At 37.4% G+C, this 17,572-nt stretch carries 17 protein-coding genes; all 17 read left to right on the top strand.

Going from position 1 to position 17,572, the window contains the following annotated elements; all coding sequences use genetic code 11:
- The first annotated feature begins 2 nt into the window (after positions 1-2).
- The 17 genes from AC6I5C_RS14690 to AC6I5C_RS14610 all read left to right on the top strand — a co-directional run bounded on the left by AC6I5C_RS14690 (position 3) and on the right by AC6I5C_RS14610 (position 17,480).
- The gene (locus tag AC6I5C_RS14690) at positions 3-815 is read left to right on the top strand and encodes a glycosyltransferase family 2 protein (RefSeq protein ID WP_497905813.1); all 813 of its coding nucleotides are present in this window, start codon (positions 3-5) and stop codon (positions 813-815) included.
- Positions 808-1,698 carry a glycosyltransferase family 2 protein gene (locus tag AC6I5C_RS14685; protein WP_497905812.1) on the top strand — a complete coding sequence of 297 codons (891 nt, stop codon included), beginning with the start codon at positions 808-810 and terminating at the stop codon, positions 1,696-1,698. Before AC6I5C_RS14690 ends, AC6I5C_RS14685 begins: the two co-directional genes overlap by 8 nt.
- A complete protein-coding gene (locus AC6I5C_RS14680) occupies positions 1,695-2,657 on the top strand; it encodes a glycosyltransferase family 2 protein (RefSeq protein WP_497905811.1) in 963 nt (320 codons plus the stop codon). The genes AC6I5C_RS14685 and AC6I5C_RS14680 overlap by 4 nt, the downstream gene beginning before the upstream one ends.
- On the top strand, positions 2,654-3,616 hold the full coding sequence (locus AC6I5C_RS14675) for a glycosyltransferase family 2 protein (protein ID WP_497905810.1): 963 nt from the start codon (positions 2,654-2,656) through the stop codon (positions 3,614-3,616). Before AC6I5C_RS14680 ends, AC6I5C_RS14675 begins: the two co-directional genes overlap by 4 nt.
- Positions 3,617-3,618: 2 nt before the next feature.
- Complete coding sequence (locus AC6I5C_RS14670) at positions 3,619-4,797, top strand: glycosyltransferase (protein WP_497905809.1); 1,179 nt, start codon at positions 3,619-3,621, stop codon at positions 4,795-4,797.
- A gap of 162 nt (positions 4,798-4,959) precedes the next feature.
- Entirely contained in the window at positions 4,960-5,721 is a 762-nt protein-coding gene (locus AC6I5C_RS14665) for a sulfotransferase family protein (RefSeq protein ID WP_497905808.1), read from the top strand.
- Positions 5,722-5,810: 89 nt separating this feature from the next.
- Complete coding sequence (locus AC6I5C_RS14660) at positions 5,811-6,782, top strand: glycosyltransferase (protein WP_497905807.1); 972 nt, start codon at positions 5,811-5,813, stop codon at positions 6,780-6,782.
- 20 nt (positions 6,783-6,802) lie between these two features.
- Complete coding sequence (locus tag AC6I5C_RS14655) at positions 6,803-7,684, top strand: beta-1,6-N-acetylglucosaminyltransferase (protein ID WP_497905806.1); 882 nt, start codon at positions 6,803-6,805, stop codon at positions 7,682-7,684.
- Positions 7,685-7,767: 83 nt separating this feature from the next.
- Positions 7,768-9,153 (top strand): asparagine synthase-related protein, encoded by a 1,386-nt coding sequence (locus tag AC6I5C_RS14650; protein ID WP_497905805.1) that lies wholly within the window; start codon positions 7,768-7,770, stop codon positions 9,151-9,153.
- 17 nt (positions 9,154-9,170) lie between these two features.
- Positions 9,171-9,878, top strand: coding sequence for a class I SAM-dependent methyltransferase (locus AC6I5C_RS14645; protein ID WP_497905804.1), 708 nt, complete (start codon positions 9,171-9,173; stop codon positions 9,876-9,878).
- A gap of 4 nt (positions 9,879-9,882) precedes the next feature.
- The gene (locus tag AC6I5C_RS14640; RefSeq protein ID WP_497905803.1) at positions 9,883-10,875 is read left to right on the top strand and encodes a glycosyltransferase family 2 protein; all 993 of its coding nucleotides are present in this window, start codon (positions 9,883-9,885) and stop codon (positions 10,873-10,875) included.
- A 3-nt stretch (positions 10,876-10,878) separates the two neighbouring features.
- Entirely contained in the window at positions 10,879-11,454 is a 576-nt protein-coding gene (locus AC6I5C_RS14635; RefSeq protein ID WP_497905802.1) for an LbetaH domain-containing protein, read from the top strand.
- The gene (locus tag AC6I5C_RS14630) at positions 11,447-12,541 is read left to right on the top strand and encodes a glycosyltransferase (RefSeq protein ID WP_497905801.1); all 1,095 of its coding nucleotides are present in this window, start codon (positions 11,447-11,449) and stop codon (positions 12,539-12,541) included. Before AC6I5C_RS14635 ends, AC6I5C_RS14630 begins: the two co-directional genes overlap by 8 nt.
- A gap of 98 nt (positions 12,542-12,639) precedes the next feature.
- Positions 12,640-13,617, top strand: coding sequence for a sulfotransferase family protein (locus tag AC6I5C_RS14625; RefSeq protein ID WP_497905800.1), 978 nt, complete (start codon positions 12,640-12,642; stop codon positions 13,615-13,617).
- Between the two features lie 9 nt (positions 13,618-13,626).
- Positions 13,627-15,054, top strand: coding sequence for an MBOAT family O-acyltransferase (locus tag AC6I5C_RS14620; RefSeq protein WP_497905799.1), 1,428 nt, complete (start codon positions 13,627-13,629; stop codon positions 15,052-15,054).
- Positions 15,055-15,981, top strand: coding sequence for a hypothetical protein (locus AC6I5C_RS14615; RefSeq protein ID WP_497905798.1), 927 nt, complete (start codon positions 15,055-15,057; stop codon positions 15,979-15,981). It begins immediately after the preceding gene.
- A gap of 326 nt (positions 15,982-16,307) precedes the next feature.
- Entirely contained in the window at positions 16,308-17,480 is a 1,173-nt protein-coding gene (locus AC6I5C_RS14610; RefSeq protein ID WP_497905797.1) for a glycosyltransferase family 4 protein, read from the top strand.
- Positions 17,481-17,572: the final 92 nt, after the last annotated feature.

Raw genomic sequence — 17,572 nt, 5'->3', positions numbered from 1 at the left:
GAATGAGGATTTCAGTTGTTATACCATGTTATAATCATGGGGTGTATTTAAGGGAGGCTATTGAAAGTGTTCGTCAATTTAAAGTGCCCACAGAAGTGATTGTAGTTAATGATGGTTCGACGGAACCAGAAACCTTACATGTTCTGGAGGAGTTGAAGAAAGAAGGGGTTTTTGTAGTTGATCAGGAAAATGGTGGGCCAGCAAAGGCTAGAAATGCAGGAATTTTAAAAGCAAAAGGAACCTACATATTGCCCTTAGATTCTGATAATACCATCAATGTGAAAATTTTCGAAGAGGCCTTTTTGATCTTAGAAGCTAATCCAGATATTTCGGTTGTTTATACAGATGCGGAATATATGGGTGATAAAGAAGGAATATGGAAGGTGGGCGAATTGAATGTTAGAAAAATGATGTTACTCAATCAGATAGATACTTGTGCATTAATAAGAAAAGAAGATTTACTGGACATAGGGGGCTATGATGAGAGTAAAGCTATTATGAGCAATGAAGATTGGGAATTGTGGATTAAAATGTTGAAGAATAAAAAAAGATTTTATTATTTACCAAGAATTGGTTTTTACTATAGAGTAAGTGCACATTCTTTGTCTGCTACAATTTCACAACCAAATTACCGCTTGCTTTTGAGTTATTTGATTAAAAAGCACCCTTTGTTTTATGCAGATTGCTATGAAACTTTACTTAATGATTTGGATGTTAATCACCTTTTGATAAAGAAAACTAAAAGGTACATCGTTAGGAATAAATTAAAAACGGCTGTAAAAGTTTTGTTAGGTAAACCCATCTTTAATGAGTAATAATCCTTTAGTTTCCATCTGTATCCCCACTTATAATGGCGCCCAGTATATTGAAGAGGCTTTGGTTTCAATAGAGAGTCAGACCTATAGAGATTTTGAGGTTGTGGTCAGCGATGATGCTTCTACCGATGCTACGATGGCCTTGGTGGAAGCCTTTCAACAGCGCAATGTATTTCCGGTTAGGATTGTGAGGCATGAACCCAAAGGTATTGGAGCCAATTGGAACCACTGTGTTAAACATGCCAAAGGAGCCTATATCAAGTTTTTGTTTCAGGATGATGTGATGGAACCTTCTTGTATTGAAAAAATGGTAGCCATGATGGAGTCTTCTGATAATGTAGGATTGGTGTATTGTAGAAGAACCATAATATGTGACAAAACTAAACTTTATGATCAACGTTGGTTTCGTAATTTCAAAGAGTTGCATGGCTTTTGGTGTACCTTGGATATTGAAAAGGGAGCGGTTTCGGGTAAATTGTATTTGAGTGATAAGTGTTTGATTGGAAAGCCTGTTAACAAAATTGGTGAACCTACAGCAACATTGATGCCTAGAGATTGTTTTAACAAAGTAGGTTATTTTTCTGAAAATTTGGACCAAGCTTTAGATATTGAATTTTGGTATCGATTAATGCCTCATTATAATTTAGTTTTTATTGATGAGCCATTGGTTCAATTTAGGTTACATGGAGAACAAGCTTCCCAGGTTAATGCTCAAAAGGGAGTGAAGAATAGGGAAAAAAAGTACTTGGAAAAATTGATGTTAAGGCATTATCTGTTGTATTTGCATCCTGAAGTAACCTTAAAGTTGTTGAAAGCTGTTTTTAAAATTAACGAATTGAACCGTTTTTTTAAAAAGGTGACAAACAAATTGGCTAACTTATGATGAAAGTTTCTATAATTGTCCCCAACTATAATCACTCTTCTTTTTTAAAGCAGAGAATAGGTTCTATACTCTATCAAACGTACCAAAATTTTGAATTGATTTTGTTGGATGATGCTTCAATAGATGACAGCCAAGACATTCTAGAAACTTATAGGCAGCATCCTAAAGTAGCTCATGTGGTTTTTAATGAAGTGAATTCAGGTTCTGTTTTTAAACAATGGGTAAAGGGTATAGCGTTGGCCCAAGGGGAGTATATATGGATTGCCGAAAGTGATGATTTTGCAGATGTAACATTTTTATCCAAAACTGTTGCATTTTTGGAAGAGAGGAGCCAATGCGGCATGATATTCACGGATAATTATATCGTTAGGGGTAATTATAAATTTGAGGGCACTAGTTGGCAAAGTAATTTAAAACCTTATGATTTTATAATAGATGAGCAAAATGTTAGTGAGTTTTTATTGAAAAAAATGATTGTTGTTAATGCTAGTAGCGTTTTATTTAAACGGGAAGCTCTTCTTGGTTTGGATTTGGAAAGTTTACAACGGTTCAGTAATACAGGGGATCGATTTGCTTATATCGGTATTGCTTTACATACTAAAATTGGTTATTTGCCAGAGCGATTGAACTTTATGAGATTACATGAATTCAATACCACAGCAGTGAATAAATTTAGTGGAGCCCTTTTTAGGGATCGATTGTTAGTACTTAATTACTATTTGGTGACTTTGTATAAAATAGGAGCTCCTAAAAATGACATATTGTACTATTTTAAGAAGAATTATTTAAGAAGTGTAGATTTTGGTTTTGTGAAAGATCTGCATATACTTTTAATTAATCTATATAAGTTAGGATATTTAAATTTTCGTAGTTTTTTAATACTGTTTTGTTATAGTTTTTTTAGGCCGAAATATTTTTTTATGCGTAGGTACATCAAAGCAATGTTAATAGATTTATGAGTAGTTTACCTTTAGTTTCCATTATCATCCCTACCTATAACCGTGCTCATTTAATTGGGGACACTTTGGATAGTGTTTTAGCCCAAACTTATAAAAACTGGGAATGTCTTGTAGTTGATGATGGCAGTAGGGATCATACCTCCGAAGTGATGACTACTTATTGTAGTATAGACTCTAGGTTTCAATATCATCACCGCCCTGAAGCTTATTTGCAAGGAGGAAATGGAGCACGTAATTATGGTTTAAAGTTAAGTCAAGGGGGCTTTGTACAGTTTTTTGATAGTGATGATCTAATGGTTGAAACCTTGCTTGAAGAACAAATAGCACAAATTTTAAAAAAATCAAAATCCATATCTGTTTGTCTGTTAGATCGTTACGACGGTGATTTCACGACGTTATTAAAAATGGGACAAGAACATAATGTTCATTTTTCTGTTTATAGTGATTTTGTGTTGAGAAAATTGAAAGTTCATTTACCTACTACCCTTTTTAAGAAGGAAATCTTAAAATCGATTACATTTGATGAAAGCCTTAAAAAAAGTCAAGAGGTCCTGTTTTATGAAAGTATCTTGGCATCTTATCAAAACGAGGTGATATTGTTTAACAAGTCTCTGGTTAAAATTAGAAGACACCGAAAATCGATAACCGGAAACTATACCAAGGAAACCCTTAAATCCATTTTAAAGGTAAAGTGTCAACTAATAAAAAGATTTCCAGAAACAGAACCTCCTGAAGCTTTAAGAAAACTTACTATTATTTATTTTCAAATTTTAAAGTACGCTCTTAAAAATTATCACAGGAAAACCTATGTTAACCATGTAATCCAATTTAAAGGATTGTCACTTAAAAGTAAAGCACTTTTAATTTTGATTTATCCGACCTATAGATTCACTGGGAAAGGAATTTTTTTCTATGATCAAATTATCAATCAATCATTTTTGAAAGAAGCAAACGTGTGAGAATGGGAAGAATAAAGGTTTTTCATATATTCAAAAACATCAATAATCCGTATCAATCTTATAACCAACGATTGATAAATAGCTTGAAGAAGAGTGAACAAATGAATATTCAGGTTGTTTCTCTTTTTGGAAGCAAACTTGAGGGTGAAACAGATGTTATGCGGTTAAAGCGAAATGGTTTTATTGTGAGGTGTTGTAACTTTTATCTAGGGGCCTTTATTTTATTGAAATATCGAAGTTTATTGACAGGGTTGAGTTCTAAGAAAAAGATGATACCCATTTTGGGGTTGTACCGATTTATTTTTCAAAACCCTCAATCTATCTTTCATTTTCATGATTTACATTCTATTAATCCAAGCTTGTTAGATTTATTGGTTGCTTGCAAAATAAAGTACATTGTTTCGTTAAGAGGGAATGATGTAACGATACGTCCCTTAAATGATACGAAAACCAAACTTTATACCATTAAAGTATTAAAACATTCCTGGAGAATTCATTCGGTTTGTGAGAGTTTAAAATATGATGCCATTAATTTATCTGGAATTTCATCACAAAAAGTAAATGTTATTTATAGAACCCCATTGGTTAAGAATATCTTTAACAAGGAGTTTAAACCCAAATTAGATCAGCCTATCAAAATTTTTACAATCTCTAGAGTACACTGGAAAAAGGGCATTGGAGAATCTTTAATTGCTATAAAGAAATTATTAGATTGGGGATATCAATTAGAATATCATGTTTTTGGAGGGTTTCCGGATAAAGAAAAGAATAAAATTCTTTATTTGGTCAAAAAGCTCGGGTTGGTGGAAATCGTTTATTTACACGGTTATGTTAATGAGAATGATTTTAAAGAAGTCTTATTAAGTCAAGATATTTGTTGGCTACCTACCTTGAATGAAGGAATACCCAATACCCTATATTTTCTATTAAAATGCGGTTTTCCAGTTGTAGCCACTGGAACTGATGGAATACCTGAAATTATTGAAGATCATAAAAATGGGTTGTTGTTTTCGTTTTATGATTTTGATGAGCTTGCTTTGAAAACAAAATGTTTAATTGATGATAATGAACTTAGGCTGTACATTCAAAATGAGGCTGCCAAAACAATTTTTCAAACAGAAATTAACGAGGTTCAGCAGTATAATGAACTTTATAATTTTAATGAAAGTATAAATAAATGAAGTTGGGGCGAGAAAATTAAAAAAAGTATATCTCTTAGATATGCATTATAATTGACTCAAATAAAATATCAGAACTGTTTAAAATATTTTATGTCCAATTGATTTTAGAGAGAGAAGCCCATATTATTTATTATAGAATCAAAATGCAAAAATTGAATTAAAATGTCACTACATATAAAGGCCAAGAAAATGGCCATGTTAATGGCAAATCCTGACATCCTGTTTGGAAAAAGGAAATATTTGTTTGTTTGCAGTCATATGAGAAGCAGGTCTAGTGTATTGAGTCATATTTTAGGCAGTAATCCTGAAATATGTGGCTATAAAGAGCTGCATCAACCTTATAAAGGACCTATGTCTCTTTTGCGCATGCAATTAAAGTTAGCAATAGATTTAAGTCCTGACTTTAAGAACAAATACCTTTTGGATAAAATTTTAAATAATTATGATATTTCGGATTCCATTCTGGAAAAGGCGCAACCGAAAATTCTTTTTTTGTTGAGAGAGCCAGAGGATACCCTAAAAAGTATTATTAATATGGGGTATAAAACAGGTGTAAAACGTTATAAAAATCCTGAAAAGGTCACTTCTTATTATTGTAAAAGATTACTAAGGCTTGAAGCGCTGTCTTTTAGGGCTGGAGCGGGAAATTTGTATATTGAGTCTGAGGATTTAGTAGATAATCCTCAAAATACGCTACAAAAAATTGGAAATTGGTTGCAACTGGAAGCGCCTTTAAAAACAACCTATTCTACATTTAAGGATACAGGAGTGATAGCTTATGGAGATCCTCTTGAAGATATAAAATCTGGTGTATTGAAAGCCACGGTTGGACATTCTCATATACAACTACCAGAACATTTGTTAAAAGAAGCAAATGAGGCCTATCAAAAGTGTCGATTAACGCTTATAAATAACGTAAAGTAAAACCATAAAAATGAAAGCCAAGCTAATACTTTATGTCTCAAAGACCATCTTCTTAAGATACTTTCTCGAGCTTGATTAAAATTGATAAAATGAAAAAACCTTTATTAAGTATATGCTTAAGAACTTATAATAATCAAGAATTTGTTTTAGAGGCCTTAAAAGGGATCTTGAATCAAACCGTTAATTTTGACCTTGAATTCATTTATTCTGATGATTGCTCTAAAGATCATTCTTATGAATTGGTTAAAAGCAAGATTGAGAACAGTAACCATTCCTTTGTTAATGTGCACCTTGCAAAGCAGCCTAAAAATTTAGGTATGATTGATAACTTGATGTATTTGTTAAATGCTGCTCAAGGCGATTATATTGCTATGTGTGATGGTGATGACATCTGGATTGATCCCCATAAAACACAAGAGCAAGTGGATTTTTTAGAAGCCCATCCGGATTATGAGGTGTGTTTTACCAACTCCAGTACCATAAGAGACAATGGTACTATTATTAAAGAACGCTTGATTCCTGAAGGAAGAAGAACAGATTTTGAAACGAAGGATTTACCTGCCATGGTGCCAGTTTCAACCAAGATATTTAGAAATAGGGACTTTAGTGACTTGAGTAGAACCGTACCTGGAGATGATGTTTATATGCTATTATATCAGTCTCGAATTGGTAAAATAAAATTTTTGGATATTGTAACGGCAGCCTACCGCTTTCATGACAAGGGCACGTATTCCTCTTTGGAGATTTCTAAGAAAAAGGATTATCAACTAAAAACAGATATGGAATGTATTGGGCTCGTAGATAGAGAGTTGTATCCTAAATATTTCTGTATGATGTTTAAGAAACTCATTTTTATTAGAGGGCTCGGTTTTTCAGAATTTAGCCCCCAATTACTTAAAGTATGGAAGCTGTTTATCTCGTTGAGGCCCTTGGATTTTTATCTAACACTGAAAGTACTTTTTAGTTTTCTTTTAATTTGTTTGCCTTTTGTTGGTGTGTCTTCAACTTTTAGAAGCGTTTTAAATAGAACTATGAGTCATTTGTTTCTTTACTCATCATAGCATCGTAATCAGAAAACTTTATGACCCACGCCATTCTCATTACCGCTTATAAGAACTTGGAACAGCTTGAGCGGTTAGTGGATTTTTTTACAGAAGATTCTTTTAGGATTTATATTCATTTGGATAAGAAAGGAAATTATGATTCTGTAGTTTTTCAAAGACTCAAGGAGAAGCCTCAGGTACGATTATTAACCCAGAAATATAAAGTTAATTGGGGAGGGGTGAATCATTTAAAGGCCTATCTTTTTTTAGCCATGGAAGCTTTAAAAGAAGCTTCGTCTTCTTATTTTCATCTTATCACAGGCCAGGATTTGCCTGTTGTTTCAAAAGAAAAATTTTTAAGGATTTTTAAGGAGCAACCTGAGGGAATTGACCGAGATTATATAAGGTTTAAACCTTTGCCTAATTTGGATTGGCATTATGGGGGGATGGATCGCCTGAAGTATTTTCATTTGTATGATGTGCTAGATGCTAAAAAGCACAAACGGTTAATCCGAAAATTGGTACGGTTACAACGGAAGCTTGGTTTGGATCGCCCACAAATCAGAGAATTTCCTGAGCTATATGGAGGGTCTACTTATTGGTCCTTAACTAGGGAGTCATTGTTATATGTTGTTAGGTATACGCAAGATCATCCTAAATTTTTGAAACGCTTTCAGTATAGTTTTTGTGCTGAGGAGCTATACTTTCAAACCCTGTTGTGCAATTCGCCTTTAAAGCATAAGCTTGTCAATAGCAATTTACGGTATATTGATTGGACCAAGGGGCGTGGCAGTACTCCCGTAGTATTGGATTTGCGTGATTATGAAGAGTTGAAAGGTCAAAAGGAGGTTTTGTTTGCCCGAAAGTTTGATGAGGTATCCAAGGATTTGATAAATAAAATTCAAGAAACCCTTTGGTAAGTATTAGATTATGACTTTGTATGTCCTTTTCTGTTGATAGGCTGTTTTAAAACGGCCTGAATGTTTATCTTCGAAACGAATTTATGGAACTACAATTACCTATATTACCAAGCAGTCATCATTTTGCCAAGACAGAAGGACCCCATAGGCTTTTTTTGGAGGCTATCTGTCTTTATGTCGCTACGGGCTTTTTTATGGATGATGATACTTTTTGGAGAGATCATGTTTGTTTGTTACCTGGACATGACCATGTGTTAGATTCAACTGGGCGTTTGGTTTCCAGTACACCTAGATTTCATTGGTATTATGAACCAAAGGCCAGAAGTTTTGATGATGCCTTGGAAGAATACAGTAGTTTGCTTACCGGAATAATGCGAGAAGGGCTTGAAGGGCAAGAAGTGATTTTGCCTTTGTCTGGTGGTTTGGATAGCCGTAGTCTGGCTATGGTGTTGAAGGCGCATAGTAATTCGGTTAGTGCTTTTAGTTATGAGTTTACGAACGGTTATGCCGAAACCAAGATAGCCCGTAAAATTGCTCAGGCCTGTGGGTTTGAATTTAAAGCTTTTAGAATTCCGAGAGGATATTTATGGGGCAGTATTGAGCATTTAGCTGAGATTACTGGATGTTATTCAGAATTTACCCATCCTAGGCAAATGGCCGTTTTTCCCCAAATGCAAGATTTGCAAGGCGTTTTTGCCTTAGGACATTGGGGAGATGTGCTGTTTGACCGCGGTGCCTCAGAACTTACTAAAGAAGGAGATTTGCCTTTTCTGCTCCTAAAAAAAATGGTGAAGCCAGGAGGGATGGCCTTAGCTGAAAGTTTATGGAAGGTTTGGGAGTTGGAAGGTTGTTTTAAGGAGTATTTGTTTGGGCGTGTGGAAACTGCACTTGCGAGGATTAAGATAGACAATGTGAGTGCTAAGGCTCGAGCTTTTAAAACTCAGCAGTGGGCGCATCGTTGGACAACAACCAATTTAGCTGTTTTTAAGGAAGCACACCCTATTTGTTTGCCATATTATGACCATAGAATGTTAGAATTTATCTGTCGTGTTCCCGAAGCCTATTTGGCTGACAGGCGCTTGCAAATAGCCCATATCAAGCAAGATGTAGCCTTGTCTCGTATACCTTGGCAGGCTCAACGTCCATTTCATTTGAATAATTACCATTATAACAGAGTCCCTTTTAATTTGCCTTATCGCGGATATCACAAACTAAAGCGTAGCTTTTTAGGAATGGTTGGCACCCCATATGTACAACGTAACTATGAGTTACAATTTGTAGGGGAGTCTAATGAGCAGCATTTGAAAGGCTTTTTGGATGCTGCTGAGTTTCAAAGATTGGTACCCAAATCTGTGGTAGATGCCCAGCTAGAAGGGTTTTATCAAAAGGATTCAAGGGAATATTCGCATCCCGTTAGTATGTTGTTAACTTTATCTTTATTTTGTAGGAAATATCAAGGCACCTTTTAGTTTAATTAAATTACAGTATGGAAAGAGCCCTTTTTTTGAACCGTTTTAAGTATTTCTACTCTCTTTATCAGTTAAAGAAGTCGTTTGGATTTCAAGATATAGATTCCATTTATGCTTTTACCAAAAGTTATCAGGGGCTTGGCTTGTATGGGCGCATTTCTATGCATCAGTATGCTTCTGAATTTAAGGAGTTTGCTGATAAGGTGAAGCAAATTGAGCCGAAGGTGGTAGTGGAAATAGGCACTAAACGGGGAGGTAGCTTTTTTGTTTGGGCTCGGTATTTTAAGCCAACTCATCTTATTTCAGTTGACTTGCCGGGAGGTATTCATGGAGGTGGTTACCCAGAGCATAAAGTGCCATTTTTGAAGTCTTTTTTAAACGACCATCCGGAAGGGAACGTGCATTTGTTAAGAGGAGATTCGCATTCTATGGAAACTTATGAACAGCTGGTCGCCCTTTTAAACGGACGCGCGATTGATTTTTTATTTATTGATGGGGATCATCGCTATGAGGGAGTTAAGCAGGACTTCGAAATGTATCATCCTTTGGTGAGACCCGGGGGATATGTTGGGTTTCATGATATCGTGGCCTCTGATTACCATCATGAGATGGACTGTTATGTGGATCGACTTTGGGGAGAGCTGAAGGAACGATATGTGCATTATGAATTTATAGAACGTCCCGAACAGCATAAGTATGGATTGGGTTTGCTAAGAATGGCTTAAGGATATGTTATTATCTGTGATTATTCCCGTATTTAATGGGGCCGGCTTTATCCATCAAGCCTATCAGGCAATATTGGATCAAGAGGTGGTTGATTTTGAGATTCTGTTTGTGGATAATAATTCAACGGATACTTCGGTTAGTATCATAAAGGAATTGTGTAGGCGGGATACACGGGTCCAACTGTTGTTTCAAAAGGTTCAAGGGGCTGGGGCCAGTAGGAATTTGGGAATCCAAAACGCCAAGGGAGATTTTGTATATCTTTTTGATGTGGATGATGAACTTTACCCGAATGCTATATCAAAGATGATGACAGCCCTAAAACAGTATCCTAGCGCCCAAGCTGTTGTAGGAAAAATGGTGAAATCTAAAAAGGACCTCCAAAATACACCAAAACCCACGGATGAAACATTTAATGATTGTTTAGTACAGCCACCAACTCTGGGGTTGATTTGGTTTGAAGATTTAAAAACAGTTGTCGGTCCTCCTGCTTTTTTATATAGGAGAACGGTATTTGATATTATAGGGGGGTATAATGAAGCATTGAGAATTGGTCAAGATACAGCGTTTGATATTAAGCTGGGAATGAGCTGCCCCATTGTGCAATTGGATGCTTATGTGTATTTATACAGAAAGCATGAGCGCTCTACTACCCAAATAGTAAAGAAAAAAAATGAACTAATTTTTCATACTTGGAATAGACTAGTAAAGGAACATTTTCCTTTTTATTTGAATAATACCGTTCCTGAGAAATTTAAATATCTGCTCTTTAGGCAGTTGTTTAGTGGCTTGGGTAAAATACTTTTTCACACCAAAGGGCTTAAGAATAGACTTAGAATTTACCCCGAATTACTTAGAGCTTTAGAGTCTGTTAAAATTCCTTTTTATATCAAATGTTATTTAAGTATTTTAGTTGTTTTGCCTAACCAAACACTTTTGAAATTTTATATTTACTATTTGTCAAAATGGTATTTGGAAAGACATATTAATGATTTATAGTTTATGCAATTGCTGCAGCATGTATTAAAAAAAATAATTGTATCCCATTTATATCGTCGCTATGTCGAAGGTAATTTGATTATTCAACAGGATATTGATGTTACTATTAGTGTTAGAGGGTGTAATGTAATGCCCAATACGCCCAAAAAAAGGTTTGAACATTTGATGATCTACTACCCAGAATATGCTTTTTTGTTTTTTTGGCGTATCAAGAGGAAGCCTTGGTATTACTATCAATTTGCAAAAGATTTTCATAGTAAGATATTTAAAAGTACTCCAATAGACGGGGGCATGCTATGTTACCATCCTTTTGGCACTGTGATCAATGCTAAGTCTATAGGCAAGAACTTTCAATTCAGGAATGGATTGACCATTGGCAATAAGGGGAATGATAACAGTTTGTTACCGACCATAGGCCATCATGTAACGGTTGGGGCCCAAGTGGTGATTATTGGAGATATTACCATAGGTGACCATGTAACCATTGGAGCAGGTTCGGTAGTTGTTAAGGATGTGCCCTCCAACGTGGTTATTGCCGGTAATCCGGCCAAAATTATAAGGACCTTAGCCCATGGGTAGACCACTGCGCATTCTTTTTACCACTTCTAATTTTGATACCGCCGGTAGTGGTAAGGTGATTTATGATTTGATCAAAGGATTGGACCGAAGCCAATTTGCCATTGAAATCGCTTGTGGCAATGCTAAGGGAGCTTTTTTTAAAACCATAGCCTCCTTGGGGGTGCCCATTCATGTGTTTCCAACCAAAACGGCCTATAGGCCCTATTATTCTTTGTTGTTTCGTGCTTGGGAGATTGCCAAGTTTTATAAACAGCAGCAGTATGATTTGATTCATTCTTGGCAATGGAGCAATGATTGGACCGAAGCTTTGGCTGCCCGTATGGTAGGGGTGAGATGGATGTATACCAAAAAAGCGATGGGGTATTCCAGTAAACACTGGTATATTAAAAGTTATTTGGCCGATTATATTGTTACCATCAATGAGGAGATGCGAGGGTATTTTCCAAACAAAAAGCAGCAACAATTGATTCCGTTGGGATTGGACACCAATTATTACAGCCCAGAGCATTATCGTAGGAAGTGTGAAAATTCTGTTTTTCAAGTTGTTACGGTTGCTAATTTAGTGCCGGTGAAAGGCTTGGAAGTGTTGCTTGCCGCTATTCAAACATTTTCTAGTCAAGAGGTCCATCTCACGGTTGTGGGTAAAGACGATACTACTTATGGGGTTGCAATGAAAGCCCATGTTAAACGTTTAGGGCTGGAAGCGCAGGTTCAATTTGTAGGGAAACAAATGGACGTGCGGCCCTATTTGGCGGGGGCCGATCTATATGTGATCCCCACTTTGGATGAAGGGAGGAAGGAAGGGATGCCCATGGCATTAGTAGAGGCTATGAGTATGGGGATTCCCGTATTGGGCTCGGATATCACGGGGATTAATTTTGTGCTTAAAGATTTTCCACAATGCCGTTTTAAGGCTGGGGATGTTACAGCGTTGGTTGAGGCAATCAAAGAGCTCCGAGCGTTGTCTGCCCGAGACCGCTTGGCCTTAGGATTGGCCTTGCGAAGGTATTGTGAAGCGCATTTTTCTATGGATAGCTTTATTGGATCTCATGAAAAATTATATTGTAAACTGCTACTAAACTTATAGAGTAGAAAAGTGAATGGCCATCATTAGATAGAGAGGTTTTTCTATATGATATCATAATTTAAATTTGGTTTTCAGATGCACCAAAATATATTGTTTTAATGAATTGGAAGTTAAATACACCAGAATTGTTACCTGATTTTATCATTGGAGGGGCGATGAAATCGGGGACCACGACTTTACACGCTATTTTAAATAGTCATCCAGATGTGGGGATTGCCCATGAGGAGTTGGGTTTTTTTGATATGGATAGCATCTTGCAACATCCCGATTTTGGGTTTTATAACGAAACTGCACAGCAGTGGATCTCGCAATCCATGGCGTATGGCGTTGAGCACATGTGGGATTGGTATACTAAGCAATTTAAAGATTTGATAGGTAGCTATAAAATGGTGGGAGAAGATTCTACTACCTATTTGACTTCGGGGTTGGCGGCCAAGCGTATTGGCATGCAGGAAAAACCTATTAAAATGATTTTTGTGTTGCGGCATCCTACAGAGCGTTGCATTTCGAATTACTTACATTTACTAAAGTCTGGTCGTGCCATTTATAGTTTGGAAGATACGTTGCGCTTTAACCCAGACAGTATTATCAAACGCAGTTTGTATAAATCGCAGTTGGAGGCTTATTATAAATATCTTCCTTTTGAACGAATTCAAGTGGTGACTTTTGAAGCCTTACGAGAGCGGCCCAAGGCGGTTTGTGACCTATTATGCCATTTTTTGGGGCTAGATCCTTCAAAATTGGATGTGGATGCCTTAAAGATCCATAGAAATAAGACCAAGGTTCCGAAATATATTAAGCTACAGCTATTCAGAAACCATCTGTTACGAAAACGGGGGGATTATCGCTATTCCAACAATGTGCCTTTTCCTCCAGACATCACTTTTGATATGCCTTTTAAGTATCGGATTCTACACAAATTGCACGGTTATATCAATCCTTTGAAAGAGGATGGTATCTTTGAAGTGTCTCCAGGGACAAGAGCCTACTTGGATGCTTTTTTTAAGATGGAACTGGAGGGTTTGGATGACTTGGTACAGCAGCCCTTAATGGCCCAGTGGTTTCCAACGAACTAATTATACAATATGTTATTTAACTCTTTGACCTTTGCCGTGTTCCTCCCCATAGTGTTTATGCTCTATTGGTTTGTTTTTAAGCGTTCCCTGAAAAGGCAAAACGTTCTATTGCTGTTGGCGAGTTATGTGTTTTATGGTTGGTGGGATTGGCGGTTTTTGGGTTTGATCCTTTTGAGTACCCTTGTTGATTTTTTTGTAGGGCTTCAATTACGCAATACAGAAGATCCCAAACAGCGGAAGTTTTATCTGTTATTAAGCCTATGTGTGAACCTTGGCTTGTTGGGCTTTTTTAAATACTACCATTTTTTTATAGAAAGTTGGATTGATGCTTGGTCCTTGTTTGGGATACAGATGCATGCTTCTACCTTGGAGATTATCCTTCCGGTAGGGATTAGTTTTTACACGTTTCAAACCTTGAGTTATACGATTGATGTGTATAGAAAACAGCTGGAAGCTACCCGTGATTTTATTCAGTTTGCAACCTTCGTAGCTTTTTTTCCGCAATTGGTGGCAGGGCCCATAGAGCGGGCTTCCCATTTATTACCCCAGTTTGCAAAGCCAAGACGGTTTGATGCAGACTTTGCCCATAGTGGTATCTCTTTGATTATTTGGGGATTGTTTAAAAAGGTTGTGGTGGCTGACAATTGTGCGTTTTTTGTGAATCAAATTTTTGAGGGCTATGGTGCTTTGAATTCCGCGGAACTGTTTTTAGGTGTGTTGTTGTTTGGCGTGCAGATTTATGGTGATTTTAGTGGGTATTCGGATATTGCCATAGGGGTGGGGCGTTTGTTTGGGTTTTCATTACAGACCAATTTTGCCTTTCCTTATTTTTCAAGGAGTATTTCGGAATTTTGGCGCCGTTGGCACATCTCTTTATCTTCATGGTTTCGGGACTATGTGTATATTCCCTTGGGAGGTTCCAGAGGTTCTTTAGGGATGCATGCCCGAAATATATGCGTCGTGTTTTTGGTGAGTGGCCTATGGCATGGTGCCAATTGGACCTTTTTGGTTTGGGGCGCTGTGCATGCTTTTTTGTTTCTAGTGCCTTTGGTTTTTAAACTGTCTCAGAAGTATGGCCGTGACACCCAACTTGCCGGGTACCAGTTTCCATCGATGCTATTGACGTTTTTAATGGTGTGCTTGGCCTGGGTTTTTTTTAGGGCCGATAGTGTGACTATTGCTTGGGATATGTTGGTGAAGATTTTTAGTTTTGAAGGACATCATTTGGGGGTGTTTTATAAAAACTCCAAAAGTTTGTTGTTTGCCCTTATTACGGTAGTTGGGATTTTGGTGTTGTGGCTTTATGAATTTTTAGCAGTGCAAGGGAATCAGCAGGAAGTACGTTTATCACGCTATCATGCTATTTTTATTGGGGTGTTGATTGTGTTTATGGGGGTGTTTAAAAACCCCTCGGATTTTATTTATTTTCAGTTTTAAATGACGGCATTTCTAAAACGTATCGGGATTATTGTTTTTGGGATTTTCGGCGTGTCCATGCTGGTTTCCATGGGGAGTTTATGGGCGCTTCGCGAGGGGAATTTTTATAAACCCTCCTTTTTGGTTGATGGTGTGAGTGCTTCGGATTTTGATTATATCGTACTTGGAGCCAGTACGGGATTGACCACTTTAAATACTAAAGTGATTGATTCTGTTTTGGGGACCTCGGGTGTTAATTTGGCAATGGATGACACTTCTATATCTAGTCAATATTTGATGTTGCAACATTTTCTGGCCTCGGGAAAACGGAGTAACGTATGTGTTTTGGCCGCGAGTCTTAAAGATTATGATGTGGTGCATTATGAGTTGAGTGGTAATGATTATCGGTTTTTACCCTATGTGTCTCGAGATTATATTGCAGATTATTACGCTTCTTTTTCGGGGACAGAAGCAGGTGTTTCGGGGCTCTCTAAATGGTTGCCCATGGCAGGCGTAGGGTATTATAATGCTGAATTGTTTTATCCGTCTATCATTAGTTTGCTTGATCCTACAAAGCGTAACCGTTTTGATTCTGAAGGGAACTATACCTACCCGGTGAGAAGAGAAGCTTCTGAAAGGATTAGCTCTAGAAAACCTAAATCCATTTATTTTAAAAATGCCTATGTATCTAAAATTAAGGCTTTGTGCGATTCCTATGGTATTCAATTGGTTTGTTATGTGTCTCCCCATGCACAGCAAGAAGCTATAGTAGAGCGGGATTCCTATGATGTTATCAACCACAGTACCTTACTAAATGACACTAGTTATTTTTATGATGCCATTCATGTAAATGCTTTGGGAAGAGAGGTGGCGAGCTTGCAGTTTTCGGAGGATTTTAGGGCTTATGTAAGTAGTGAGTCCTTCGACAAGCTCAGGATGACGGAGTAGTGGGGAGAACCACGAATATAGAACAAAGAGCCAAGACGAAAGAGAACAGGGAGTAGTGAGTCCTTCGATCCTTCGACCCTTCGGCGATGCTAAGGGCAGGCTGAGATCAGGACATGTTTGTTCAGGTGGATAATAAAGAATGAATAATGAATAATGAATAATGAAGAATGAATAATGAAGGGGAGAGTAGAATCGTGAGAAAAGAGTCAAGAACCAAGAACCAAGAACCAAGAACCGAGAACCAAGATTAAAGCATATAGAAAACGGGATGGGAGCTGTTCTTATGATTGCCATGTAGTATTAATCAAGATTTTAAAATTTTATTATTGAAAAGACCTTTGAAAATTGCGATTTATTCTGGAGAGATTCCAAGCACGACTTTTATAGAGCGGCTTATCCAAGGGCTTTCTAAGGAGGGGGTAACCGTGTTGTTATTTGGGGTTTTAAAACATGCTTCTAAATATCCAGAGGCGGTTCGTGTATTGGGGTATCGGAATTCCCGGTTTTATAAGTTTTGGTATTTGTTGCGTTATAGCATGTTGTTGGGTTTATTTAGAAGCCGGGACAAACGACGTTTGGATGCCTTTTTGAGAGCGCATGGACGCAGTGATTTGTATAGCAAGGTAAAGAGTTATCCTGTATTGTGGCAGCAACCTGATGTGTTTCATGTGCAATGGGCGAAAGGACTGGAAGAATGGCTATGGGTTCAGGATTTTGGGATAAAGCTGGTTGTGAGTTTGCGGGGTGCCCATATTAATTATTCGCCTATTGCGGATGCAAAGGTGGCTGCGATGTACCGAAGTTGTTTCCCAAAAGTGGATGGCTTTCATGCGGTGTCCAAAGCTATTGGATTGGAAGCGCAACAGTATGGTGCCAGGCCCGAACGGGTGCGTGTAGTGTATAGTGGTTTGGATTTGAAGTCTATTGATAGCCCTGTTGCTTCAAAAGATTCCAAAATTTTACAGTTGATTTCGGTGGGGCGTCCCCATTGGAAAAAAGGGTATTCTTATGCTTTGGATGCCTGTAAATTGTTGAAAGATTCAGGCATTGTTTTTAAGTATGTAATTGTTGGTGGCGCCAATATGATTGAATATCAATATCAGGTACGTGATTTGGGATTGGAACAGGAGGTGCAGCTTTTAGGAGGGCAATCATTTGAAACTGTGCAAGGTTTGATAAGACATGCCAACCTATTATTATTGCCTAGCGTAGAGGAAGGTATTGCCAATGTGGTTTTGGAAGCCATGGCCTTGGGCACTTTGGTGGTTAGTACCAATTGTGGCGGTATGGCTGAGGTGATTAGGGATGGTGAGAATGGGTTTTTAGTGCCTATTCGGGATTCACAAGCTATTGCAGAGGCTGTAAGGCGTGTTCAAAGTTTACCGGAATCCAAGTTGGAAGTTATGAGAATGCAAGCCCAAGAGACTGTTGCCACTCAGCATCATGAGGCTATTATGGTTGAGGGAATGTTGGAACTTTATAGGGAGGTGGGTAGTTAGTATTAAGTATTGAGTAGTGAGCCCTTCGACAAGCTCAGGGTGACTAAAAAGGGAGTATAGAGTATTGAGTATTGAGTATTGAGTATTGAGTA

It is taken from the genome of Mangrovimonas sp. sgz306409 (genome assembly GCF_059735265.1).
Note: the sequence above shows the minus strand (reverse complement) of the source record. Positions and strands in the feature narration are given on the sequence as shown.